The 24507-nt window shown below is 40.4% G+C and carries 25 protein-coding genes and 1 other annotated feature; of the genes, 3 read left to right on the top strand and 22 right to left on the bottom strand.

The features are described 5' to 3' along the window. Window positions 1-2: 2 nt before the first annotated feature. The 3 genes from ilvE to M3593_RS17390 form a co-directional block, all read right to left on the bottom strand. A complete protein-coding gene (gene ilvE, locus M3593_RS17400) occupies window positions 3-896 on the bottom strand; it encodes a branched-chain-amino-acid transaminase (RefSeq protein ID WP_251543732.1) in 894 nt (297 codons plus the stop codon). 64 nt (window positions 897-960) lie between these two features. After that, window positions 961-1215 (bottom strand) — a binding site (T-box leader). A gap of 183 nt (window positions 1216-1398) precedes the next feature. Beyond that, window positions 1399-1794 (bottom strand): hypothetical protein, encoded by a 396-nt coding sequence (locus M3593_RS17395; protein WP_251543482.1) that lies wholly within the window; start codon window positions 1792-1794, stop codon window positions 1399-1401. Between the two features lie 156 nt (window positions 1795-1950). Continuing rightward, window positions 1951-4335, bottom strand: coding sequence for a glycoside hydrolase family 31 protein (locus M3593_RS17390; protein ID WP_251543484.1), 2385 nt, complete (start codon window positions 4333-4335; stop codon window positions 1951-1953). A gap of 418 nt (window positions 4336-4753) precedes the next feature. Here M3593_RS17390 and M3593_RS17385 point away from each other — a divergent pair, with 418 nt between their 5' ends. Together M3593_RS17385 and M3593_RS17380 are read left to right on the top strand one after the other, a co-directional pair. Continuing rightward, a complete protein-coding gene (locus tag M3593_RS17385; protein WP_483308923.1) occupies window positions 4754-6502 on the top strand; it encodes an alkaline phosphatase D family protein in 1749 nt (582 codons plus the stop codon). A gap of 24 nt (window positions 6503-6526) precedes the next feature. Beyond that, entirely contained in the window at window positions 6527-6718 is a 192-nt protein-coding gene (locus M3593_RS17380) for a twin-arginine translocase TatA/TatE family subunit (protein WP_251543486.1), read from the top strand. A 504-nt stretch (window positions 6719-7222) separates the two neighbouring features. Here M3593_RS17380 and tatC read toward each other — a convergent pair. From tatC to M3593_RS17310, 14 genes are all read right to left on the bottom strand, one after another. Next, on the bottom strand, window positions 7223-7948 hold the full coding sequence (gene tatC, locus M3593_RS17375; RefSeq protein ID WP_251543488.1) for a twin-arginine translocase subunit TatC: 726 nt from the start codon (window positions 7946-7948) through the stop codon (window positions 7223-7225). Window positions 7949-8004: 56 nt separating this feature from the next. After that, on the bottom strand, window positions 8005-8199 hold the full coding sequence (locus tag M3593_RS17370; protein ID WP_144475445.1) for a twin-arginine translocase TatA/TatE family subunit: 195 nt from the start codon (window positions 8197-8199) through the stop codon (window positions 8005-8007). Window positions 8200-8316: 117 nt separating this feature from the next. Next, window positions 8317-9750: an alkaline phosphatase PhoX gene (locus tag M3593_RS17365; RefSeq protein ID WP_251543491.1), complete on the bottom strand. Its 1434-nt coding sequence runs from the start codon at window positions 9748-9750 to the stop codon at window positions 8317-8319. 570 nt (window positions 9751-10320) lie between these two features. Continuing rightward, window positions 10321-10800: a MarR family winged helix-turn-helix transcriptional regulator gene (locus M3593_RS17360; protein ID WP_251543493.1), complete on the bottom strand. Its 480-nt coding sequence runs from the start codon at window positions 10798-10800 to the stop codon at window positions 10321-10323. Between the two features lie 14 nt (window positions 10801-10814). Then, entirely contained in the window at window positions 10815-11621 is an 807-nt protein-coding gene (locus tag M3593_RS17355; RefSeq protein ID WP_251543495.1) for an N-acyl homoserine lactonase family protein, read from the bottom strand. A 217-nt stretch (window positions 11622-11838) separates the two neighbouring features. Then, window positions 11839-12087 carry a group II intron maturase-specific domain-containing protein gene (locus M3593_RS17350; RefSeq protein WP_251543736.1) on the bottom strand — a complete coding sequence of 83 codons (249 nt, stop codon included), beginning with the start codon at window positions 12085-12087 and terminating at the stop codon, window positions 11839-11841. 335 nt (window positions 12088-12422) lie between these two features. Continuing rightward, entirely contained in the window at window positions 12423-13169 is a 747-nt protein-coding gene (locus tag M3593_RS17345) for an enhanced serine sensitivity protein SseB C-terminal domain-containing protein (protein ID WP_251543496.1), read from the bottom strand. 205 nt (window positions 13170-13374) lie between these two features. Continuing rightward, window positions 13375-14211 carry a DMT family transporter gene (locus M3593_RS17340; protein ID WP_251543498.1) on the bottom strand — a complete coding sequence of 279 codons (837 nt, stop codon included), beginning with the start codon at window positions 14209-14211 and terminating at the stop codon, window positions 13375-13377. A 246-nt stretch (window positions 14212-14457) separates the two neighbouring features. Then, complete coding sequence (locus M3593_RS17335; protein ID WP_251543500.1) at window positions 14458-15228, bottom strand: hypothetical protein; 771 nt, start codon at window positions 15226-15228, stop codon at window positions 14458-14460. Then, on the bottom strand, window positions 15225-15725 hold the full coding sequence (locus M3593_RS17330; protein WP_251543502.1) for an RNA polymerase sigma factor: 501 nt from the start codon (window positions 15723-15725) through the stop codon (window positions 15225-15227). Before M3593_RS17330 ends, M3593_RS17335 begins: the two co-directional genes overlap by 4 nt. A gap of 241 nt (window positions 15726-15966) precedes the next feature. Beyond that, window positions 15967-16260 (bottom strand): ASCH domain-containing protein, encoded by a 294-nt coding sequence (locus M3593_RS17325; protein WP_251543504.1) that lies wholly within the window; start codon window positions 16258-16260, stop codon window positions 15967-15969. A 104-nt stretch (window positions 16261-16364) separates the two neighbouring features. Then, window positions 16365-17000 carry a YczE/YyaS/YitT family protein gene (locus M3593_RS17320; protein ID WP_251543506.1) on the bottom strand — a complete coding sequence of 212 codons (636 nt, stop codon included), beginning with the start codon at window positions 16998-17000 and terminating at the stop codon, window positions 16365-16367. Window positions 17001-17146: 146 nt separating this feature from the next. Then, complete coding sequence (locus tag M3593_RS17315; protein WP_251543508.1) at window positions 17147-17869, bottom strand: endonuclease/exonuclease/phosphatase family protein; 723 nt, start codon at window positions 17867-17869, stop codon at window positions 17147-17149. After that, window positions 17866-18438, bottom strand: a complete 573-nt coding sequence (locus M3593_RS17310) for a hypothetical protein (RefSeq protein ID WP_251543510.1) — start codon at window positions 18436-18438, stop codon at window positions 17866-17868. The genes M3593_RS17315 and M3593_RS17310 overlap by 4 nt, the downstream gene beginning before the upstream one ends. Window positions 18439-18586: 148 nt before the next feature. On the opposite strand from M3593_RS17310, the gene M3593_RS17305 reads away from it, so the two are divergent. Further along, window positions 18587-19222, top strand: a complete 636-nt coding sequence (locus M3593_RS17305) for a nuclease-related domain-containing protein (RefSeq protein WP_251543512.1) — start codon at window positions 18587-18589, stop codon at window positions 19220-19222. Between the two features lie 377 nt (window positions 19223-19599). Here the strand turns inward: M3593_RS17305 and M3593_RS17300 are convergent, their stop codons facing one another. From M3593_RS17300 to M3593_RS17280, 5 genes are all read right to left on the bottom strand, one after another. Continuing rightward, complete coding sequence (locus M3593_RS17300; protein ID WP_251543514.1) at window positions 19600-20244, bottom strand: hypothetical protein; 645 nt, start codon at window positions 20242-20244, stop codon at window positions 19600-19602. 111 nt (window positions 20245-20355) lie between these two features. Then, a complete protein-coding gene (locus tag M3593_RS17295) occupies window positions 20356-20562 on the bottom strand; it encodes a hypothetical protein (RefSeq protein ID WP_251543516.1) in 207 nt (68 codons plus the stop codon). 311 nt (window positions 20563-20873) lie between these two features. Further along, window positions 20874-21434, bottom strand: a complete 561-nt coding sequence (locus tag M3593_RS17290) for a TetR/AcrR family transcriptional regulator (protein ID WP_251543517.1) — start codon at window positions 21432-21434, stop codon at window positions 20874-20876. Window positions 21435-21441: 7 nt separating this feature from the next. Beyond that, entirely contained in the window at window positions 21442-22848 is a 1407-nt protein-coding gene (locus tag M3593_RS17285) for an efflux RND transporter permease subunit (protein WP_251543519.1), read from the bottom strand. Beyond that, window positions 22848-24359: an MMPL family transporter gene (locus M3593_RS17280; RefSeq protein ID WP_251543521.1), complete on the bottom strand. Its 1512-nt coding sequence runs from the start codon at window positions 24357-24359 to the stop codon at window positions 22848-22850. The genes M3593_RS17285 and M3593_RS17280 overlap by 1 nt, the downstream gene beginning before the upstream one ends. Window positions 24360-24507: the final 148 nt, after the last annotated feature.

Here is a 24507-nt window from a genome sequence, read left to right as displayed (position 1 = left end):
CTCTATACACTTTGCTGTTCATAGACTTTGACTCCGTCTTCAACGACGGTTTTTCTAAACTCTTTTAAAAGTTGATTTGTGACGGCACCTGGTCTGCCATCACCGATCGACCGGCCATCCACCTTCACAACCGCAATCACCTCTGCCGCCGTTCCGGTTAAAAAGACTTCATCGGCCACATAGACATCATGCCTTGTGAAAACTTCCTCCCTCATCGAGAAGCCAAGATTGTGGGCGATTTCCATGATGGCATTTCTAGTGATTCCCTCCAGTGCTCCCACATACCCGGGAGGCGTCAGGATCTCGCCCTTTTTCACGATAAAAACATTATCCGCAGAGCCTTCCGCCACATAACCCTGGTCATTCAGCATCAGCGCTTCATTCACCCCGGATAAACCAGCCTCAATCCGGACAAGAATATTATTCAAATAGTTCAGCGACTTCACTTTCGGTGAAAGCACATCCGAGCGATTCCGTCTCGTGGCCACTGTGACAATTTCGATGCCCGATTCATATAACTCTTTCGGGAATAGCGCAAGTTCCTCCGCAATGACGATGACCTGCGGCCGTGAACAGGAGGCAGGGTCAATGCCTAAATTCCCTACTCCCCTGGAGACAACCACGCGAATATAAGCATTCAGCAGGTCATTCACTCTCAAAGTTTCAACCACAAGATCGCTTAACTCCTGTTTACTGTAAGGAATGGACAACATAATGGACTTCGCCGAGTCATACAGCCGATCAACATGCTCCTGAAGCCTGAACACATTGCCTTCATACACCCGAATCCCCTCGAAAACACCATCTCCGTATAGAAATCCATGATCATACACCGATACAACAGCGTCTTTCTTACTGACAAACTGGCCATCCAAAAAGATCAATTGCTCCTTCATCATCCATTCCTCATTTCCGGTATTTTTTAATTTTTTTTGGAAAAATAAAAAAACTCGCCCCTAAAATAGGGACGAGTTTAACTCGCGATACCACCCTAGTTCCGTTCATGGATAGAAAAATCCACTTATACGGCACTCAATCAACGTACAATCATACGCGTTCCTAGTAACGGCGGACCACCCGGCAACACTTACTGAAAAAGTTCAGCATTGCATCTCGGAGATGATTTTCGGATCAGTTCTGAACATCGGCTTGCACCATTTACCGACTCTCTGTAGAACAGGGCACTCATCTTACTCTTCTCGTCATCGATTTTTATTTTCCGAAATTTATTAATTATTAAATTATCAGGATAAAATTGATTTGTCAAACTATTTCTAAAAGTATTTTTTGCACCAAGGGACAAAGGGTCGGTCCTGCCGTCCCACAAATCCTCTAATTTTGAAAGGAAGAATATTTTCTCTCACGAAAAATAAAAGCTACTCCGCTTTGCTAAATACATCACTCTGCACTTTCCAGCTGTTTGTAAAATCGATCTACAATAGGATTAATATCTGGGTTTGTATCATAATAGGTATTGCCAATTTTATTAAGAGTGAATTTAAAAACTTTCTCACCATCAAAAAGAGTAATTCCATACCTCCACCCATCACGTTTTTCTTGATTTTTTAGAGGAGTAAACTGTATATCATTAATCAGAGATAGAAATTCATCCATTTGTCCATTCTGTGTGATCGTCTTTGATGCACCAGTCGAACCATCTTGAATGATGATTTTGTCCACATTTTCAATTTCAGCATCTTTGTAAAACCCTTCTAATGATTGCGTTTTTCCATTCGAACAAGCGGAGACAAAAAACAGACTTACTAACATGATTAGGAACATGGATTTTTTCATTGACACACTTCTCCCCGAATTCATCATTACCTATTAGACGAAAGAGACAGAGGAACGGTTAATGAATTCACTTATATAAAATTTAGCTTCTCACTTGCTCCTCTCCTTTTCTCCACGGAAAAAAGTACAGGGTATGTCCCTATGCTCCGCCTTCGTTTAAAATAAACCACTCTTCTCGACCGAAAAGGTTACTAGTCCAAATGCCGGTTCAAACTTTGCTTCGTCTTGAAGTATTCCATTTATTTGAACCTTCAACTCTTGGTCGGCTCCATGGACAACAAAACTCATCCGCTCCCATTCAGGGTCATACTGATTGTGTAAGACATCGACCGTTATTTCCAGGGAGTCTGCTGCTTTTTTTTCGCCAATCTGCAATTGAAGATAATTACCTTGTTGATAGTCAAAGGTTTTGCCATCGTCTTCATAATGGACGAATGGGGACAAACCCTTTTCAGAAAGATATAAATGAACCTTGATTTCTGCTTCTTTCTGCTCGGTAGAGTTTTTCACAGAACCATGAACAAGCGTTGCTCCTTCTTTCACAAAAATCGGCATCGTCGCCATGTCGGCTTCAACCAGGTGGTGCTTACCACCGTTCAGTTTTTCATCAGTCCAATAGTTCACCCAGCTTCCCTCTGGCAAATAAACAACCCTGTGGTAGGTGTCCGGCTTCAGGATCGGCGCGACAATCACCTGTGAACCAATCATGAATTGGTCGGAAAGGTTAAAGGTATGTTTGTCCTCAGGGTACTCGAACACCAACGGGCGCATGACCGGAGCTCCAGACAAGCTAGCTTCACGGAATAATGTATACAGATATGGCAGCCACACATACCGCTCTTGAATGTACTTCCTGATGATCTTTTCATACTCCTCACCGAACGACCATGGTTCCTGGCGGATTGATTCGAGCACGCTATGGTTCCGGAAATACGGAGTGAACATGCCAACCTGGGTCCAGCGTGTCAGCAGCTGCCCTGTTGTATCATGCGCAAACCCGCCAACATCGGGACCGCAAAACGGAACACCTGACATCCCGAGATTCATGCACATCGGAAGCGACATCTGCAAGTGCTCCCAGAAGCTGCGGTTATCCCCTGTCCAAACCGTACTATACCGCTGCACTCCAGCAAAACCAGCCCTCGTCAGTAAAAAAGGACGTTTGCCATCCAGCTGTGCCTTCATTCCCTCATATGTCGCCTCACCCATCAGCAGGCCGTACAAATTATGCAGTTCACGATGGGTTTTAGGGTTGCCATCATTTTTATGCATGACCTTCAAATCCATCGTTTTCGTTTCATTAAAAACGGCCGGCTCGTTCATATCATTCCATATGCCTTCAATCCCCATCCTGGAATAGAACTTATGCTTCTCACCCCACCATTTACGCACATCCTCGCTCGTAAAATCAGGAAAAGCACTCTTGCCTGGCCAGACATCCCCAAAGTAAAGATTCCCCTCAAGATACTTGCAAAAGTAATCCCCGTTCACACCCTCCTGGTAAATAGGATACTCCGGGTCCTCCTTCACACCAGGATCGACAATCGGAATCACATGAATTCCCTCCTGCTTCAAATCCTCCATCAATTTCTCAGGATTCGGGAACCTCTCTTCATCAAAGGTAAACACACGATAACCATCCATATAATGTATGTCCAAATATATGGCATCAAGCGGAATGTCCCTCTCCTGAAACTCCTTAACAAGCTCCCTTACTTCCTGCTCCGACTCATAGCTATAACGCGATTGATGATAGCCAAGCGACCACTTAGGAGGAAGCGGCATCCTTCCGGTGATTTCCGTATACTGCTCCACCGCATCCTTTGGCTTCGGACCTGCAAATAGATAATAATCCAGCTGCCCGCCTTCCGCCCAAAAGGAATACGTTTCGTTCGATGTCCTCATGTCAAAAACACTCTTGAAGGTATTATCAAAAAACAGCCCATACGCCATTCCATTGCGAATACCCATAAAGTAAGGGATCGACTGATACAGCGCATCAATTTCAGGATTATGCGGAGCATACACATCCGTGTTCCACATTGTCATCTTTTCTCCGCGTTTGTCCAGGAAGCTCGTCTTCTCCCCAAACCCATAGAAATGATCATCAGGATGCATCTCTTTAAAACAAATAACCTCTTTCTTTTCATTGAATCCCATCGAGGACTCATGATCCTGTATGATTGTCCGTCCTTGTTCATCCAGCACCGTAATCCTTATCGGACTTTTATGTATGACAATCGCGAGCTTCCCACTTGAAAGCCTGATTTCATCCTCACTCTCGGCAAAAGAAACCTCCACCTCTTCAGGTTCTTTTACGACTGCGAAACTCGAACTCAATGACGGCTGTTCCTTAGGATTCATGACAACCCGAACAATATCATCCCGGTAAAAACAAACCGTTACATACCCATTTTCACAACTTAGGTTAAGGCTGTTGTTTTCAAGCTTACTAGAAACGACCGCTCCCACACTGCGGAAAGCAGCTCCTTTCCTCTGCCTCTTCATTCCTGGTTGAATTGCAAAGCTAGTATCTTGCATGTATCTGTCCTCCCGACTTGTGGTGCACCATTTAGTATTATTCCAGACAGCGGGGCGTCTTCGCTGTATCTCGAGTGAAGTAATTCAACACTCATTCGAAAAATCGCCCTTCTTCATCAATATACCTTATTTTTTTCTGCTTGACTCCCCCTTTGCTAGCCATCTGACAGTACCTACTTTGTAATTTTTTCTTAAAGAAATTTTTAAGGGATTTCGGGAAGATGGTACTGTGTTTTGAGCACGCCTTGGGTTGAAAAAATCCAATTTCTTAAACTTACAGAAAAAAGACCTGTTAACAATTACCCATGAAGAAACAGAAGACTCTTTTTGGGTTTACATATATTCACATTAGCTTAAAAGAACCCCTTTATAATCTGTTTTGTATTCAAAATCATTTTGCAGAGGGGAAGGTTTTACAATGAATGAGAGACCGTTTGATGAAATGATCAGCAGCTGGAGTCAAGAAGGTTTGAAAAAGAACATGGACCGCCGCAGCTTTTTGAATGGTGCTGGCAAGCTGGCAGGGCTTTCGCTTGGACTTGCGATCGCTCAATCACTTGGAGGCGGATTCAAGGTCAATGCTGCCCCAGTGTTCAGCGAATACCCATTCAAGCTTGGAGTTGCTTCCGGAGATCCTCTTCATGATAGTGTCGTGCTTTGGACAAGACTTGCGCCAGACCCGCTTGCAGGAGGCGGAATGCCACATCATTCTGTACCGGTGAAATGGGAAATTGCCGCGGATGAACACTTCCGCCAAATCATCAAGCGAGGAACTCAACTTGCTACACCTGCTTTAGCCCACTCAGTCCATATCGAAGTAACAGAGCTGAAACCGAACACCGTTTATTTTTACCGTTTTAAGAGCGGAGAGGAATTCAGCCCGGTCGGTAAAACCAAAACGCTTCCTCTACCTGGAGCAAATGTAGCTGCGATGACCTTTGCCTTTGCTTCTTGCCAGCAATACGAACACGGCTACTACACTGCATACCAGCATCTGGCCAAAGAAAATTTAGATCTTGTTTTTCACCTTGGAGATTACATATACGAATATGGCCCGAATGAATACGTGTCGCCAACAGGCAATGTCAGGGCGCACAGCAGTTCAGAAATCGTAACTCTTGAAGACTACCGCAACAGGCATGCACAGTATCGTTCGGATGAGCATTTAAAATCAGCTCATGCTGCTTTCCCATGGGTAGTCACATGGGATGACCATGAAGTCGAAAACAATTATGCCAATATCATCCCGGAAAAAGGGCAGTCGGTTGAAGAGTTTATCAAGCGCCGGGCAGCTGCCTATCAAGCATATTACGAACATATGCCACTGCGCGTTTCTTCCATGCCGCACAATGAAGGAATGAAACTCTATCGTGACTTTTCCTACGGCAACCTCGCTAATTTTTATGTACTCGATACACGTCAATACCGTGATGACCAGGCAAATGGGGATGGAACAAAGCCGCATTCTGAGGAATCACTCGATCCGAATCGCACGGCACTTGGCGAAGAGCAGGAAAAATGGCTCCTTGGTAATCTGGGTAAATCTACTTCCCACTGGAATGTACTGGCCCAGCAAATTTTCTTTGCCCAGCGAAAATTCGGGACAAGCACTGCCCCGAAATACAGCATGGATTCATGGGACGGTTATCCGGCTGCCCGCGAACGCATCATCGATTTTGCCGCAAGCAACAGCATTAACAACCTTGTCGTACTCACGGGTGATGTTCATGCAAGCTGGGCGTCGAACCTGATGGAGGATTTCAATGACCTGAATGCGAGGATACTCGGGGCGGAATTTGTCGGCACCTCGATCACCTCCGGAGGCAATGGCTCCGACGTCCGTGCCGATACAGCGGCAACGCTTGAGCGGAATCCGCATATTAAATTTTTCAATAATTACCGTGGTTATGTAAGATGCCATGTAACGCCTGACAAGTGGCAGGCAGATTACCGTGTGGTTCCTTTCGTCACCGTTCCAGGAGCCGATATCTCAACCAGAGCATCATTCGTGCTTAAGAAGGATGAGCAGGGAATCAAGGAAGCTTCATCCACGATCGTTCCAAACGGTGTCAAGCTATCAAGTGAAACAGAGGAAGACCGCCATAAGGCACATGCAAAAGCGCATCAAAAACAGCTCGAAAAAAAGAAGCAAAAAGTCACTAACTAATAGCCAGAATGGAGGTTCACTTTTATGATTCAAAACATCGGGATTCCCGGTTTAATCCTTGTTCTTGTCATTGCCCTGATCATTTTCGGTCCATCGAAGCTGCCTGATATCGGACGGGCCTTCGGCACAACGATAAAGGAGTTCAAGAAGTCGACGAGGGAATTAGTAGAAGATGCAGAATCGGAACAAGACAGCAAAGAGAAGAAAACAGTTTAAACGGGAAGATGCAAGCAGTAATTGTACTGCTTGCATCTTTTTTTACGCTTAATTTGCATTGATCGTTACATCCCTTTTATAACCCTGCCCGATTTTCTTTCTGATAAACTGCCCATCATTCCGCTATATGAAATCAGCGTACAGGAGTCTATCTGAAAAATAAATAACCAATAGAAAAGAAGCACTGGTACGAAGAAGTGAGCTCCAGTTGTTTGAGACACCTAACAACTGGAATTGCAGTTCTTTTCCCAATGCTTCTTTCTCAAGTACTATGTCCCCTATAGCATACCTTTCTAATACATACGGATACCCCACATTACCAAGGATTGATCTTATCCATTCCAGCTTTAATAGAACTATATTTGCCAACTAAAAAGGAATGGCAAGAGCAAAAGTCTGATAGCGGTTGAATCCTCGGTTCTTTTTGTGCCCGTACTCATAAGATAGAAATTCTAGGACCTCGTGACAGTCATTTAACGACTGTCACGGACCTATCATTCAAGTTTACGCTGCGGATAGTTCAGTTCCCTGTTTTCGACGGTAAACGACCTTTGATAACAAAACACTGCATTCATACAAAAATAACAGCGGAAGTATGACAAGAATGTCCGATAGAAAATCTGGGGGCGTTATAAGAACGGCCGTTACAATCAACATAAAATAAGAATACTTTCTGGCTTTTTGCAGTCTGTATGGATTTAACACACCGAGGCTTGTCAGAAACATAATAATGACAGGCAGCTCAAATAAGAATCCGAAGGGCAGGATCATGTTCATTAAAAACCGAAAGTATTTCTCTGTTGTGAAAAATTCCATGAACATGTCTTCCGAAAGCGATAGCAGGAATTGAAACACTAACGGAAAAATGACGAAATAACCAAAACTAATGCCCATTATAAAAAGCAAGAATAAGGCCGGTATGTAGGCTACTGTTACCTTTTTCTCCTTTTCCGATAAGGCAGGCCGTACAAACAGCCAAATTTGATGGGCAGCGATGGGAATCGTACCTGCTATAGCAATCACAGCTGCAAGCATCATATAAACCCACAAAATATCACTCGGGCCAAGAACGGCTAATTGAATGGATAAATCCTGGATTAACCATTGGTAAATATTCTTAACATAAATAAGAGCCAAAATGACAAATAGCATAAAGCTTCCAACAATGATCATCAAACGTTTACGCAATTCGCTCAAGTGGTCCACAAGATTCATCTGTTTTCCATCCATGAAATCACCTCTTAAAAAAGAAGATGAAAGGTTGTTACCTGCATCTTCTGCTAGTTCTATTGAATTTGCCTGCTTTTCTTTTCATCCTTTTCCGGCTCATCATCTGAAACCAACTCACGTGTTGATTTTTTAAACTCTTTTAATGTAGACCCAAACGCCCGGCCTATCTCAGGAAGCTTGGATGGACCAAAAATAATTAAGGCAATGACTAGAACTAAAATTAAGCCAGGTATCCCTATATTCTGTAACATTTCATAACCTCCAATACTTCAAATCTTTCAAGTTCGCCCACAGCTGAGATGATAAAAAGATGTAAACCATACCAAGTGTTCAGTTTACATCTTTTTAATGGTACCTATTCTATCGTTTTAAATCATTTTTATTCCGTGCCGCTCAAATGCCGCTGCTTCAAGAATGGACATACCTTGCGCCTTGGCCGCCTCAGCCACTTTTTCAGAAACCTGTGGTGTAAGATTCGCAGGTGCAGCAAAGGACATTTCCCTTGCGCGCGCAACATTACGGCGCTGGAACGGTCCCCAAATGGCAAATGTTTTACCAGGGCTTTGAATATTGACAAATAGCGTATTTCCATCTGGAGAGAAGGTCGGACCAGCCAATTCAGAATCGCTTAAACGGTTGGCCGCAAAAGGATATACCTTACCTTCTGGAGTAATTCCCATAATCCGGTCCTGTCCAGAACCATCTTCTGCATACCAGAGGTCTCCCCAAGGGGTACAGCAAATATTGTCCGGATATTCCATGTACTTTTTGTCATTTCCCTCATAGAAAAGCTCCAATGTATTCGTGTGCGGAACATATCGATACACGCGGCCAAGCTTTTTATCACCGGCAGATGTGTCATCGAACCAGAAAACTCCTTCTTGAAAAAAGGCTCCCTCAAGTCTTGAGAACACAATACAGTTTTGCGCGGCAGCCTCTTCACGGCACCAGTGAGGATCTACTTCCTTCCAAACAAGTTTAAAAGTTTGTCCCGTTTTAAATGTGCTGGCTGACGGGTCAGCGACTTCTTCAATCGCAGCCGCATACAGCTTACCGCCCTTTTGCAGGGCACCCGGCTTTTGGCTCAAGTCATTTGGGATAAAACGATACAGGAAGCTCGGGCTTGCATCTTCGGTCAAGTAGACATATCCTGTCGCTGGGTCAATAGCACATGCCTCATGTGCAAACCTTCCCATTTCCTTGATTGGCGTTTTGGACATATCGTTTTCAGGCTGGGTTGGATCCACTTCGAATACATAACCGTGGCCCTCGGATCGGTTTTCTTCGCAAGTTAGCCAAGTACCCCATGGTGTCGCGCCACCCGCACAATTTCGGATCGTACCTGAGGAGGTCACATACTCTTTGGTCACTTCACGATTTGCCCCTACAACTAGTGCGGTAGTTCCACCCTGGGCATTTGCATCATAAGGATTTCTTCCAAATGCCGGACCTGATGACAATTCATGATTGCGTACAAGAATCGTCGTGTTGTTCGGTCCTTCAAAAGCTGCCATTCCATCGAATGCACCAGGAATCTTGGTTCCGTCTGTCATCAAGCTGCCTTCTCTGGAGATAATTTTGTAATGGAAGCCTTTTGGAAGATCGAGGATACCATTAGGATCTGGAACCAAATCTCCGTATCCGCCAAATCCGCTGGCTGGATTTTCAGCCGCATCCGCAAGTGCTGTTGAACCCAGTCCCATTACCCCGGTGGAACCAAGAGTAAGGGCAAGCGCGCTCATTCCACCCGCTTTTAAGAAATCCCTTCGGTTCAAGCCATTATTAGACATTTGATCAGTCATAACTTATCTCTCCTCATCTATGTATTTTTGAATCTAGTAATAGATTAAAAGGAAATTATTAAGTCATAACCAGATTATTGTAAAAATTCAGTTTAAAGATAGTAAATGCAAAATTAACAATACCTATTTGGTAAATCTATCACCTTTCTAAGCCGGTGGAAGGAGCCATTCTGAATGTGGCGATTCAAATAAGGATAGGAAAGTAACAATGGGGATTAGGTACATTGAAGTTTTGTAATTATACTAATTCAGCGATTTTTGGAGATTTTGATTGTGGACACACGGGACGGTTAAAAAGTGTACAAAAAAGCCACCCCTCCCAAAAAGGTAACGGGTTCCCTTTTGAAGTGCAAAATTGAAAAAAGCATAGCAAATAACCACACGTTTCACATATGAATTAGCAAACAAAATCGCATACTATTTAGCAATAAAGAAGGAGCTGGATGTGAATCCTAGCTCCTTTATTTTGCATTCTTTATTATAGTAAAGCACCCCCGTTTGTTTAAGTGAAACATTACACAAATCCGTCAATAATTATAAGGTAAAGGCACCTTACTTTTCCTATATCCTTTAATTATCCTCAAATTTGATTGAGTAACCTCGTTTCAGTAATGTGTTTGATAATGGAGATTCACTTAGAAATCTGCTCAAGACCCCATTTGAGAACTGCAATTCATCTACTGTATAGAACTGTGTGAGTTTTTGATAAAGTATCATTTCTGTTTCCACTATCATTTCATATTTACCCATTCCTAAACTTGTAAGTTGCAGACGAACAAACCGTGAATCATTTTCATCCTTTACTCGTTCAACTAGTGCATCTTTAACCATCCTATCAATCAATCTCGAAGGGCTTCCAGCTTCGCAAATTAACAGTTCTCCTAATTCTTTTAAAGAGATCGGTTGTCTCTCCTTTAAAATACTTATCACTTCTGCTTGTGAGGGTGTTACACCTACACCTCCTAACAATTCTTTTAAAATTCGATTTCCATATCTTTGAACAGCTAGAATTAAATATCTAAACTTTTCTGCTTCTTCGTAATTACTCATGTTTATTTCACCATCTACCATTCGATTATTTCTTGCTTTATTGCAGGATCATGGTTTGCGATAACTCTTATAGTATCGGTCTTGCTTGAAAAATCCTTAACCCACTCTAAGGACTTTTGTGCTGTTTTTTTGTCTATAGTTAAACCTGGTAATATCATTTCTTTCCAAGATTTTTCCGCATAACCGACATCGCTTACTAATAATAACCAGCCATTATTCGATTTTACCAGAACTGAAAACATTCCTTCGCTATGTCCCGGAGTATGTACAAGATAAAGAGAGCCATCTACATATAAATCTAAACCCTTATTGAAAGGTCCATAAGGTATATTCTTCTGCTGAAATGTTTCAATCGGAATACCTGACCACATTGATTTTATATATCCTGCTCTTTTATGAGCTGCCTTCCACTCAATCTCACTTGTGAGAATTTTTTTAGCATCTTGTACATGTCTCAAACCACTTACGTGATCTGAGTGTAAATGTGTCAGTAAAACAAAATCTATATCCTTGCTTTTTATTCCCATATGTTCTAGTTTTTCTGCAATCGAATCTCCCTCTGGAAGATCACCTTTGAACATTGAGGAAGCTAATCGTCCCAAATGTCTTTTTTGAGCTGTCCTAATCTCATCATGCCAGCCTGTATCAACTAAAATTAAACCATTTGGATGTTCAATTAAGTAGGAAGATACAGGAACCCACATCTTTTTACTTTCTCCCCTTAGCCAACCTGAATATGGAATTGGATGCAAGCTTTTTTCCTTAAAAGCTAAAGCTCTATCAATGTACACCATACCAGTATGCATTATATGTACTTTCATCAAAAATCCCCCAAACCTGATACTAGTTAAATAAATGACATGTCATCTATATATTAGATGACATGTCATTTATTGTCAATATCCTATAAATAAGATATCTTCTTATTAAACTAGTCGAGTAGAAGGGAGCCTTTCTACCTTGCGGTAAATTGTACTCCTCCTCCCTCACAGAACCGTGCTTGCGCTATTAACGCACACGGCTCCTCCAAATTATCATTCACAGAATGTAGCTAATTTCTTTTCTCAAGTCATAGATATTCACTTTGATTCTTGGTGAAGGTAGTGGATATTTATTGAGAAAGAGCCTCAATTTATCCCATGTAAAGGATTTCCTTTGGCTTCTTCTATTTAGCCATTTAAATAGTAAGCGCTGGATTTTCTCTTTGAAGTTGTTAACCGTTTGGATATTATCTGTGATGCAATAAAAGTTGTAATAGCCTGTTAGTGAGCGTTTAAATCCATCCATAATCATATGGATATCTTTATTCCTATTATTCTTCAGCCATTCTTTAGTTTCTTTTAGTTTACCTTGGACTTTCCTCCTGCTGGTTTTCCGTTTTACTCGGAAATCACCCTGTTTACTTACCCCACAATAGTGGGTAAACCCGAGGAAATCAAAGTATCTGGTTTGCCAGCCCCGTCTCGTTTTGCATTCTTTTCCGCAAACCGTCCGAAAGGAATAATTTTGGTTTTATCCTTGGTTTCCAACCCGATCAACCCGGGAGGATAGATGGACTAAATCCTTGTTGGCAGCCTACACCTGCTTCACTTTAATATTAATCTTGGACACTCGGTAACCTCCTACTCAAACATCGTCCGAAATTCTTCTACTGGTTCATGGAAATAAAATGGCCTGGTGTCTTCAACAATGGAGCTGGCCAGCGGGATGGCATCATCTAGAATCAATACTTCAACCTGCTGTTCTCCTTGTTGATTTATAGCCTCAAAAACTTCTTGAGTCAGGCCTTTTTCCAAGTCATCCACATCCAATGCCACTAGAGGGAAAGAACGCCCAACAGCCGATGGGGTATATATATTTGCTAGGTAGGCTTTTCTTATCGACGGAAACTTCTTAAGGCATGAGCGAAATCTTTCCATTACACCTTTCGAGAGTTCCACTATTTGTTCAGTCAGAATCCTTTCCTTCTCTTCATCACTTAACTGTTCGAAAAAATAGTGCAGAATTCTGCCGTCCTTCATCGTTTCCAGCTCTTCACAGATGATTTTCTTACTCAAACCGGTAAAAGGATTCAATACCCAGGGAATATCCGTCCCCGCCATCTCCAAAAGCAGCTCTACCGGGATTTTCACATATGGATACTCTGATTGGATGATCACATCGAACTTCTCCCATCTCGTAAAGACTGGCAAGACCATCTCTCCATTCTCTTCGATGTACTTTAAGTTCAGCGTCTCATCTTCCGCAACCGACCCAATCACGACCAGTTCAAGTTCAACCAATGCTTTATAAAACTGAAAACGGCTAGAAGGATTCTCAATAGCCGCAGACAGCAAATCATCAAAAGACTCAATCACATGATTATTCATAACCACTCCTGAAACGACATAACCAATATATAATTCCACAAATATCCAAATATTCCTATTGGAAAAATATGAGTCAAAAGACTCAAAAGTCCATAAAAAAGCTTGCTATCCAATTAAGGTTAGCAAGCTATATGTAATATTCGAGACAGATCACATCCCCTGTCTACCATTATGGAGTCAATTCAGTGTCGCCAGCTTAATTAACTCAAATTTTTGTAAAAATAATACCAAGCAACGCTGAAAAAATTCCAACCAGCTGGTACATTTTGATTTTCTCCTTGAAAAGCCAGATGCCAGCAAGTATGACCACCAGGCAATTCAGGCTGACAATCGGGAAGATGATGCTGGCTGTTCCCTCTTGCAATGCATAAAAATAACAGCTGTAGCCGATGACACTGATCAAGCCAGCGAGTGAACCGATATTGGCTTCCGTCCGCTGCCAATGCTCTTTTTCCCGAATGCTGTTAATCCCCAAATAAATACTTCCGCCTCCATACATGCAAATTAATGTATTAAGCGAACTGATTTGCAAATAAGAAGTAGTCTTCATCAAGATTCCTAGAATCCCGAACGAAAGAATGGCCAAAAGTACCCGGAAAAGCCATGGACCATACTCGGTTCCGCGGTTCGAACCTGGCGAATATTGAATCACTAAGGCTGAGCCCAGTATGAAAACAATGCCTAGCCATTGGAGCAGGCTGATCTGTTCGTGAAAAATAATCGCTGCACCAAGAATGGGAAATATCGCGTTTGCCCCTACCAGAGGTGATGTCAGGCTGGCCGGTCCGTTCTCAAATGCCCTCGACATTTGGATATTCCCATTTGCATTCAATATTCCAATCAGGCCGCCAAGGACCATTGCCAGTAAGTTAAACTCCAGCGCCCCAGACACCACTCCATAACCAAGGGTGACCAGAAAGGCTACCAAGTAAAAGAAAAACTGAATATGTACCTTTGATAGATGTCGTGCAGTGCTCCATTTAAAAATCGTATTATTGATCCCAAAGCTCAACGTCGTTACAAATGCCGCGGCAATCCACATGCTGATCCTTCTCTCTCTATCACTTTGACTCCCTCATTTTAAAACTCTATCAGAGTATTCGCAATCTATTTTTTCGTGTTTCTAAATAAAAAAAGAACCTCAATTAAGGTTCTTTTCACTCTACCACGGATAGCCTGATAAAAAAGTGCCTCTATCCAGAGTTTAGTGTTTTTCAATAGATTTAATGAATGAACATGCTTTTTCTTCTGTTCGTCCTGGTTTTCATTTATTATTTTTGAATGTCTTTTATTCTGCATTTTGCGGTTGAAGTGGATTGTTTTCTAAAATGTTTTCTACTTCTTCATACCCCTCTGGAAATGCATAGTTATATCTGGGTGGAAGTGCAAAAACATACTCATTATTTTGTCCCAGGATTGATGGGCGAACAGGTGCTGCTCCAATATGAAATTCTTCCTTTTCAAGTAAGGACCACTGATTAAGTGTAAAAATCATGATCGGAATATCTTGTTTCGGTTTTTCCTCCGTCCATTTAGGATGTCTAATTGAAAGGATTTGGCCACTTTCAATTATTTGTTGATTAGTAGAAATACCTTCCCAGGAATCAGAGACAATCTTGTAACCCTCCCAACTTTTTGGAAGCTCAAAGTTGAATCCATATTCTGTATTTTCATAAAGAATAGTATCTGTTACTTTATCATCAGGTTCGTTCTGATCCAGAGGATCTTTATTATCGTCCACTTTGTTTTCATCTATTGGAGGATGTTCCTCGCTTTGTTGCCCTTGTTCATTTGAATCAGGACTTGATGGACGTTCCTCATTAAACGGACTAATAAGAATGGCGAATAGCAATATAGCAGCAACACTTGCTAAACCAGCAAAAAACCTTTTCATGATCGCAGCTCTCCTTTTTTTCTTCTTATCATTTGACCTTGCAAATTGCAGCAGATTTTGATGGATCATATCTTGTGTATCTTTAGTAAACTTTTTATCATAATCAGGTTCTGGTAATGATTTGATTTTTCTCTCTAAATCATAAAATTTCTCATGGTCTTTCATAGTGAAAATCCTCCTTCGCTTTTTTGCAGGATCTTTAACGCACGATGGTAGGTAATACGCACCTTATTTTCAGTCCAATTTAAAATGGATGCTGTTTCAGATACAGAAAGTTCTTTAATCCCTCTAAGGATGATGACGTCCCGATAATTTGTTTTAAGCGATTGGACTGCTTGATAAAGCAATCTGTTATTTTCATTAAGCTGGAGGATTTTCTCAGGCGAAGCCTGATCTGTTTGGTCATCCCAGAACCTGATCATTTGCTTCACCCTAAAACGCTTCCTTTTTCTAATTTCATCTATCCCCACATGGCGCGCAATCGAAAAAAGCCAGGTTTTAGGACTTGATTTTTCCTGATACGTATCAAAGCCTTTAATTGCCCGGATAAAAACTTCCTGCACAAGATCTTCCACATCACTTGACCCGATATAATAAACTAAAAAATGGTATATATCTTTGTTGTACAAGTAAAACCACTCTGAAATTTTGTTGCTAATCATCAGCTGGTCAACTCCATTTTCCCATCAATTTTTTATACTTATAAATTAGTCGAAACCGTACAACATTTATTTCACTTATTACAGTTATTTTTAAGAATTATTTTAATTAGTTTAATATGAAAATGAATGTCCCACGCTAAACTTTCTGCAGGATAAATAAAAAAAGCAACGGAACTTATTCTCCATTGCTTTTCTGTTGAAATTTAATTGTGATTGCTAAAGCTCCCCATTGCATCTCCTGCTATGGAGTATAAATTTCATAAGTGCCGTCTAGCATCTCTTTCATTGTCCAACCTTCACAATCAAAGTCATGGAACGGAATGTTATCATACATCTCTTTAAAGGTACCATAGCTCCGCAGTTCTGTTACTTTTACAGTCAATGTTTCATCTGGTTCAGGCACCTTAACAAATTCGATCAGATCGCCAACTTGAATTTTTCGTCTCTTTTCATCGTTCAAACGAACTTCTACTTTCTTCTTCCCCTCAATGATCGATTGAAAGTATTCTTCATACAAACCCATACGATGCAGCACGTTTTTACTCCTTTAATGCTTAATTTTAGTAATTTACACTACACTCAGAAAAGACAGCAAGACGGCTCAGCTGTCCCACAAAACTGCCACAAGTCTCTGTTTTATTACATAGAAATCACCTTTTTGTTTATTGACCCAGAAAACTTTTCAATCCATCTTGTACAGACCTTGTAAGAAGCCTGGAAAATTGGACTCTGGATAAATGTATAAACAAAGGTGAAAATAAAGACCGGCCCGCCCAGTAACAGGGCAACCACCAGCACAATACTCTCCACAATCATTCGCACTCTGCTGATTGAATACCCGTGCTTAACTGAAATCGCCAGCATAAATCCGTCTCTGGGCCCTGATCCGATTCGAGCAGCATTATACATTCCGCCTCCGATACCCATGATCACCACACCAAGCAGCAACACCAAAACATCAAACATGAGCGTGGAAGCCTGGGGCAAGATATCCAGCCAGAGAAAAAAGTCAACCATCGTGCCAACCATCAGCGCATTAATAAAAGTACCAATATTAACATAAGAACGATCAATCAAAAGCGTTACAAGAACTAACATGATACCAAAAATCACGTTCCATGTTCCGATTGTTAACCCAAACTTATCATAAAGTGCAATATTCAATACATCCCAAGGGTGGACCCCTAAGTACTTAACCTTGATTGCCACAGCTATACCGTAACTAAAAAGTATAAGTCCGACTATAAAAAAGGGAACTTGTATTTTAAGTTTCATTTTATCACTTCATTTCTTTTAACTTGCTTAATGACTTTAGTTTAAATCAACACGGGAAGTATTTAAAATAGAAGTTTTCATGAGATTTGGCTGCCTCTTTTTATGATTAATAATAAAAGCTTGCGAGAAAATAGAAACTCGTTTTCTCAATCACCCAATTCAGAATTAAGTTCCATAAATATCGGCATATGATCACTGAAACTAATCCATTCATCATAGGTTCCAATTTCGAAGTTTCTTACCTGTTTAAGGAGTGTCTCTGATGCAAAAATAAAGTCAATGTGAAATGGGCTAGATTTACTCTTCCTAAAATAATGCGTTGGCTGTAATTCAAGACCTTGTTCCTCATTAAACAAATGATGATATACACTTTTAATATTTACTTTCTCCAGAAGGTCAACTACCTCTGAGTGGGTTCCTACCCGTTTAATATGATCAAAGATTTTATTACTGTTCCAATCACCCACAATAATACAAGGCTCCTTAAGTAAGGCTTCATAATACTTTAAGGCAAGGAATATTTGCCCTATATAACTATCAAACCTGCTCTTTGTAAATTGAGACCAAACCGCAAACAGCAGGAAACTTTGTTTTCCAGTAACAATTAAAGGAACAATATACCGAAAATCCTTATTATAGGATGGATGCAATTTTATATTAAAGGCATCATTTAAATTGAGAATTCCAATGCCCTTATTCAAATTGTCACCAAACCAGAGAAATTGATTAATATTCTTATGATGATTTTTCCCTCTCCATTTTTCTGAGGCTTCACATTCCGGGATAACTAAAATGTCTGCGTTGAATGGAGCTATATTATCAATTTTATCTCTGAATCGCATAGAAGCATTCCATGCAACCAGCTTCATATTAAAACTCCTTCTACGCTATGAGACAGTACTGTCCAGGTCATTTTACCATCTACGTAGTGACCCGATAACTCTGTTAATCGATCTTTTGCCCATACTTGTTGCTCGAGTGTCAGCCAAGAGTCATCTTCAACATATTCGTATTCCGCTTCATGGATAAAGGCTAAATAGTACTGAGTAGTGGCTGATGGTGTGGCATCTATATAGTTCTTTATTTTTAGTACATCGTCTTCGAAAAACTTCATTGCACCGCCTGCTTTATACTTCAACTCCACGATTGCCAGGACATTTTCGATGCCATCCTTTAAATGATCACTATCACTAGGATCATCTTTCAATTGTACAATGGCAAGATCCGCAATAAATCCACCATGATAAAATTCTGTGAAAATCCTTAAATTATGCTTTTCTAATAAACTTGCGAGTTTCGTTCGCAAATGGAAATAGAGAGCGTTTTTTAAAGTGTCTTCTTTTAAAAGATAAAATAAACCATGGTCTTTTGAAATTTTACTTAACCAAATATTTTTGATAGCTCGATCAATTGTTTTTAGTATTTGCTCCAGTTCCATATAAGTCACCCTTCAATAGTAAAATAAGTTCCTAAACTCAAGCAGTAAAATTAGTTATTTTTTCCATTATATCAAATAAAAGCTTAAATAAAGAGAGTATTAGAACGAAAGTATAAGAGAGGATACTTTACAGCAAGGAGAGAGAATCATGTTATTATTTCTTAATTTCTTGAAGAAGCAAAAGACAGAGGCAACTCCTGAAAAGGCGAGAACTGTTGCTCCAAAACAGGTTGCCGTAAGAAAAGGTAAAATTGGAGAATACAAGATTGATATACAGCTAGATCAGCTGCCAAAGGACTGCCGGTACTTAAGTGACCTTCTGATAATGAACCCAAAAGCAAAGTCAGGATATTCACAGATTGACCATGTTGTGCTCACACCATACGGCATTTTTGTCATTGAAACGAAAAATTTTCAAGGAACGATATACGGCGGGAAAGACAGAAAAACATGGTCAGTCAATGGAAAGTTCAAAATGATGAACCCGTTCGTCCAAAACTACGGGCATATAAAAGCACTATCATCCTTGATTGATCAAAAGTACGAGGAGTTCTTTGTATCATTTGTTTCTTTTACTAAACGAGCTACGTTTAAAGTTGATTTGGATTACCGGAAAATACAGTCAAACGAACTGATCGTTTATGATATCGAGTTATCAGAGTTCATTCACCGAAAGGTTTCCGTTTTAAAAATTCCAGCACAAAGAACCTCTCTTAAGCGAGAGCGAGATTTCAATGGCTTACAATGCATTTTCAGATACAAATATAAAAGACCCTGCAATTAGACGAGAACACGAACAGGCATTAAAGGCTGATACTACATACAACCCCACTCAATCAACTTGTTCAATCTGCAATAAATCCGTGTCTGATAAAGTTAAATCATAATGTTTATCAAACCATAAATTCAATGGGAAGATTTATTGTTATGAGCACCAGAAAGATGTTTATTAACAGTTTATTAATAGTATATAAAGGAAAAAGTCTGGGATGTTCCCAATCCTTTTGTTAGCTATATGAATATGAATAAAAAAAACACCTGCATGTCTCTATTCGAATTTAAAGGGAAGCATTATTAGCTTCCCTTAGGTTATTTAGTCATCATTCAGCTTTTATTTCGACTCCTGAATGGAACAAGATCATCGTTCCTCTTTCCCTTCCGCTATTTTGCACGGATCATACTAATTCCTAATACTGTCGCCGGAAAAAGTGCCAGGACAGCACCAATAAAAAACTGATAAGATTCCTTTACCATATCTGGCTGGGTGAAGATTTTATATCTTATGACATTGAGCATTAAAAATATTAACGCAATAGTTACCACTGCTAAAATTGTTCCTGTTACATAGGCTTTGTAACTATTCATTCTCCGTATTTTTGGGGAAGAGATAAATAGAGACAAAACAACATAAATGACAGCACTAGCAAAATATACGACTAAGGTTAACTGGGAGTAGTTAACTTCCTCGATAATTTGCCCCTCCCTGACTCCAATTGTATACATTCCAGTTGAAGTCAGGAGGAGCTGCAAGCTTATGACAAGGAGGAAAAAGAAGATTTGGAGTCCTCCATTAAACCAGGATATGCTCTTTTTAAAAAGTGATACTCCATAACCGAAGATTACAATTGAACAGATTAGTAGACTAATGAAACTTATATTCAACCAACTTGGCAGCGTTGAGATTGACGATATATTTATCACTGAAATAAATAGACTGATTATGAAAAGCGCAATAGTTACAAATCTGAAGTTCTTTTGCATCTCTTCTTGAGTTATATGTCCCGACCGGGCTTTTACCGTCTTCATCACAAACTCCTTTCTGTCTTGCAAACCTTTCTACAATGCAAAAAAGGAGCAAAGGGCTCGACCCCATGGCTCCTGCATATTCATAAGAATTTACTTGGCATAACGGGAATTTTAGACATAAAAGCCAATGGCATTTAAAATTACAACTCCAATTCCAGTTACAGCAATCCCTGTTATGGCAGTGACGAATACTGTTCTTAATTGCTTAGTATCAACCCATACTGTAATTCCTAAAATAATCGTAAATAGAATACCAAAAAATATAGATGCTAAAGGATTAGTTGGTGTTATCCAATCATACCAAGACAAAAAATCCATTAAACCCACCTCCATGAGATCGCAAAAAGTTCTATCATTATATTCTGAATATTACCATAAAAAGTAAATTATTTCAAACACTGTAAAAAAATGAAAACCCCGGTTACCATCCAGTTTAAATAAGTGTTAATGCTATAAATTAAGTGAGCTTAACAAAGACTCTTTGATGCTAAAAGTTTGCAAAAAAATTGCATCAATCCTAGTGGATCGATGCAAACGTACAGCCTGCTTATTCATTTTATTTTCGGTGATTTTATCAAGTTCTATATTAAAGGTGTGTTTAAAAACCCATCACTTCTCGATAATCCTACTTATAAATTGGCCATTAATGAAGTTGTATAATGGTCCAAAATCTTCTGTTTTTCTTCTTTTGTTAATTTGTAATAGGGTGTCTCCTTTACAAATAGAACATTGCTGACAAGGATGCCGGTAATCTGGTGTGCAAAGATCCCTGGATCGGCGGCAATGTTTCGTTTTTCAAAATGCAGCTGGATTCCTGCCTTCAATCCATTATAAATGACGCTCGGAAAATCAAGATCACCAGTCAAGTTCCCCATCATGCTTTCGGAAACAAGCATTTTAATCAATTGATGGTTCTTGGATATTACCTCCAGACGTTCATCGAGGATTTCTTCAAAAAATCGGCCGGTTTCCTCTTCAGCCAGTTTAAATATCCTGGTTTTGAAGTGATTCTCCAGTGATTTCTTAATAACTGTCTCGAATAAATTTTGCTTCGTTGAAAATTTCCGGTATAAGGTAACCTCTGCAACATCTGCTTCTTTGGCTATTTCCTGGGTAGTTGATTGCAAAAACCCTTTTTTGATAAAGACATTTATTGCAGCTTTTATAATTTGGTCTGTTTTATCTCTCAAACCACGTTCACCCCGTTTTTGTTTGCACTTCCTTCTCAGCTTTCGTTTTAGTCTTTACCAGCCTGTCTAGAAGGACCAGTATCGCAGGCATGACAATGATTGTGCTGATCAGTGAAAAGAAAACGTTTATTAAGGTCATCATACCAAAATTACTTAAAATAACGAAGTCTGAAACAAGAAGGGCACTAAAGCCTCCTATTACAGATAACCCTGAAGCTAAAACTGCCTTGCCAATTTTTTTGTTGGCAATCAATATTGCTTCAATGCCAGAGTAACCTTTTTTCCTTTCCTCATAAAAACGCTCCATGATCAAAATGGTAAACTCTGTCCCTATTCCGATAATCAAAGCGCCAAGTGTGGCAGTAAGCGGTGTATAGCTAATATCAAACAAATACATGATGCCTCCAGACCACCCAACAATGAAAAGAATGGGAAGCAGCGGAATAAAGGCCTTTACGGGATGTCTGTAAATCGCCAAAAGTCCAATGAAGACAAGGCCAATTCCAAGCAAGGTCATATCATGACGCCCGGTTGTCAGCGAAGATACCATTTCAACATCCAGTACCGATTTGCCAGTAACAGTTGTATCGATGCCATTCTGCTCCTCGTCTTCAACATAGGATTCCAGATTGCCGATAAACTCTTTCAGTTCGCTCGCCTCAAGATGTTTAATGCCAACAGTGATAACGCCCTTTGTCCGTCCTTCATTCACCAGAAGCTTAACCTGATCCTCGGGCATATCATTTACAATTCCCTCTGGATCCTCTGGAATCTTCCCGTCATTTGTCTGTTCCAGGACACTTGCAATCGACTTTGTTTCTACTACTACTTCAGGATATTCATTACTGATTGATTCTGTCATTCGGTCTGTCCAGTTGATTGTTTCTTTATCCAGTACATTGTCGGTGCTGTACATAATCGTTACCTGATCGGTTGTTCCAAGTATATCTCTTAATTTGTGAATATCCTTTAATTCCTGTGTATCCTGCGGCATGAAAGTTTCTACATCGGTCTCTACTCCCGCTTTTAAATCTCCCCATATGCCAAAAACCGCCGTTGATAGAGCTAGAAAGATGACCAGCCATTTTAAAGAAATTACTTTCTTTGTCAATCCCTCAAGTAATCTCTCTGATTTTGACGATTCACCTGTTTTGATGCCTTTCTTGCTTTCTTTTGCAAAAAAATGGTCCCTTGTAAATAGAATTGGAATCAAAAGGAATAAGCCGGCAAAAAAGCTGATGACGATTCCAAGTGTCAGCATTTTCCCGAAATCCTGGATCATGGGAACAGGTGAGGTAAATAGCGCCATAAAGCCAAGCCCTGTTGCAATAATGGCTGTCATAACAGCAGGCACTATGTGTTTGACGGTTTGTTTTAAACTTAAAATGCTTTTCTGTTTATTGTTTTTTTCCATTATACTTCACCCCTTGTGTCCAGTTCCTCTGAATAGCGGCTCTGGAACTGGATCGCATAGTCAATGCCAAGCCCAATTAAAATCGGGAATACAGCCATTGAAACCATTGTCATCGGAATGCTCAGCCATCCCATCAAACCTACAGTTGCGACAACCGCCAGCAAAATGACCACAAGCGGAAGCAATCTCCATCTGACCTTGAAGACGAGCGTTAAAACAAGGATCATGAACAGGATGGACAGACCCATCATTTTTTGCATGCTCTCCTTCATTGAAGTCCTGATCGCATCGTCAAGCACCGGCTTTCCTGACACCATCGTTTCGACGTTTTCCAATTTATTATCATCCAGATATTCTTTAATCGCGCCTGAAATCTCACTTTTCACCGAGTCATCAACATTCCCTTCCAGCTTCACGATGAAAAGCATGTACTTTTCGTCTACAATTACCTCACTGAATAAATCGCGAAGGTCACCATTTTCTTCATAAATCATTTTATCCAGCGTTTTTTGTTGTTGCGGAAGGCCCGGGGACATATTATCCGAATAGGAAACCATTGTTTCCAGGTTTTCGCTGATTCTGCCCAAATTGCTCCCCATATCCGAAAGTCCGGCAGACAATGTTTTTAAATCATTCAATTGGCTTGCTTGCTTCTTATTCAATTCACTGAAGGTCGCTTTTTGACTATTAAGCCCCTGTTGCATCCCGTTTAGCCCTTTAATCGTATTTTCAGGTATGGCCGTCATTTTCGAACCCTTCACGGAGGCTTCATTCATTTTTTCCGACAGCTGGACGAACTGATTGCTCATCTGGATCAGCTGCTGAACCTGTTTTTGCTGTTGCGGATTTGAATCAAGCGATTGGCCCAGCTGCTCGCTGACTTTTTGCATGTTCAGAGCAGCCTCATGCAATTGTCCACCCATTTGCGTATAGCCATTCGCCATCTGTGCAGTTCCAGCAGACAGCTTTTTCTGCCCATCGATCATTTTACTTAATCCATTGTTCAACTCATTCAGGTTCTGTTCGATATTTTTTCCGCCGGGCGGCTGTCCTCCGGCATTCTGGTTCAGCTTTTTGCTTATATCAGTCAAGCTGCTGCCCATTTTGTCCAAACCAGAAATGACTTCATCAAGACCTTCCTTGTATTTTTCGGACTGCTTGATAGATATCTGATTGATCATCGTATTAGGGCTTATAACCGTATAAATATCCTCATAAGAACCGAGCTTTTTTTCCAATCCCGCCATGTGGTTAACAGTATCGATTGTTAAGAGGTCCTCAGATTTTTCAGCTTCGTATAATACAAGAATCGATTCACCCCCAAACTCTTCTTCCAACGCAAGGTTATCCTTATAGGCTTTCGTATCCTCCTCAATCAGAGTTTCATTGCCTGTAGCCATTTTCATTGCAGGTGCACCAGCAGCAAAAAGCAGGACAGCGACAATAGATAGGATAATAAGCTTCATAGGATTCTTTCGGATCATCTCAGATAAAAACGTCAGGATTTTCATAGCTTCCCCCCTAAATTAAGTTAGTACAAACTTACATTTTTGCGGAAATTTTTATTATACCTTTTGATTGAATGTTAGTTATAACTTTGATTGGCCGTTTTGATATAACATTTGAATGTTAGTAATAACTAACATATATCTCAAAAAA

The organism is Mesobacillus sp. MER 48, from assembly GCF_023714225.1.
Classification (GTDB): Bacteria; Bacillota; Bacilli; order Bacillales; family Cytobacillaceae; genus Mesobacillus; species Mesobacillus oceanisediminis_A.
The sequence above is the reverse complement of the archived record's forward strand: the minus strand, read 5'-3'. Positions and strand labels throughout refer to the sequence as shown.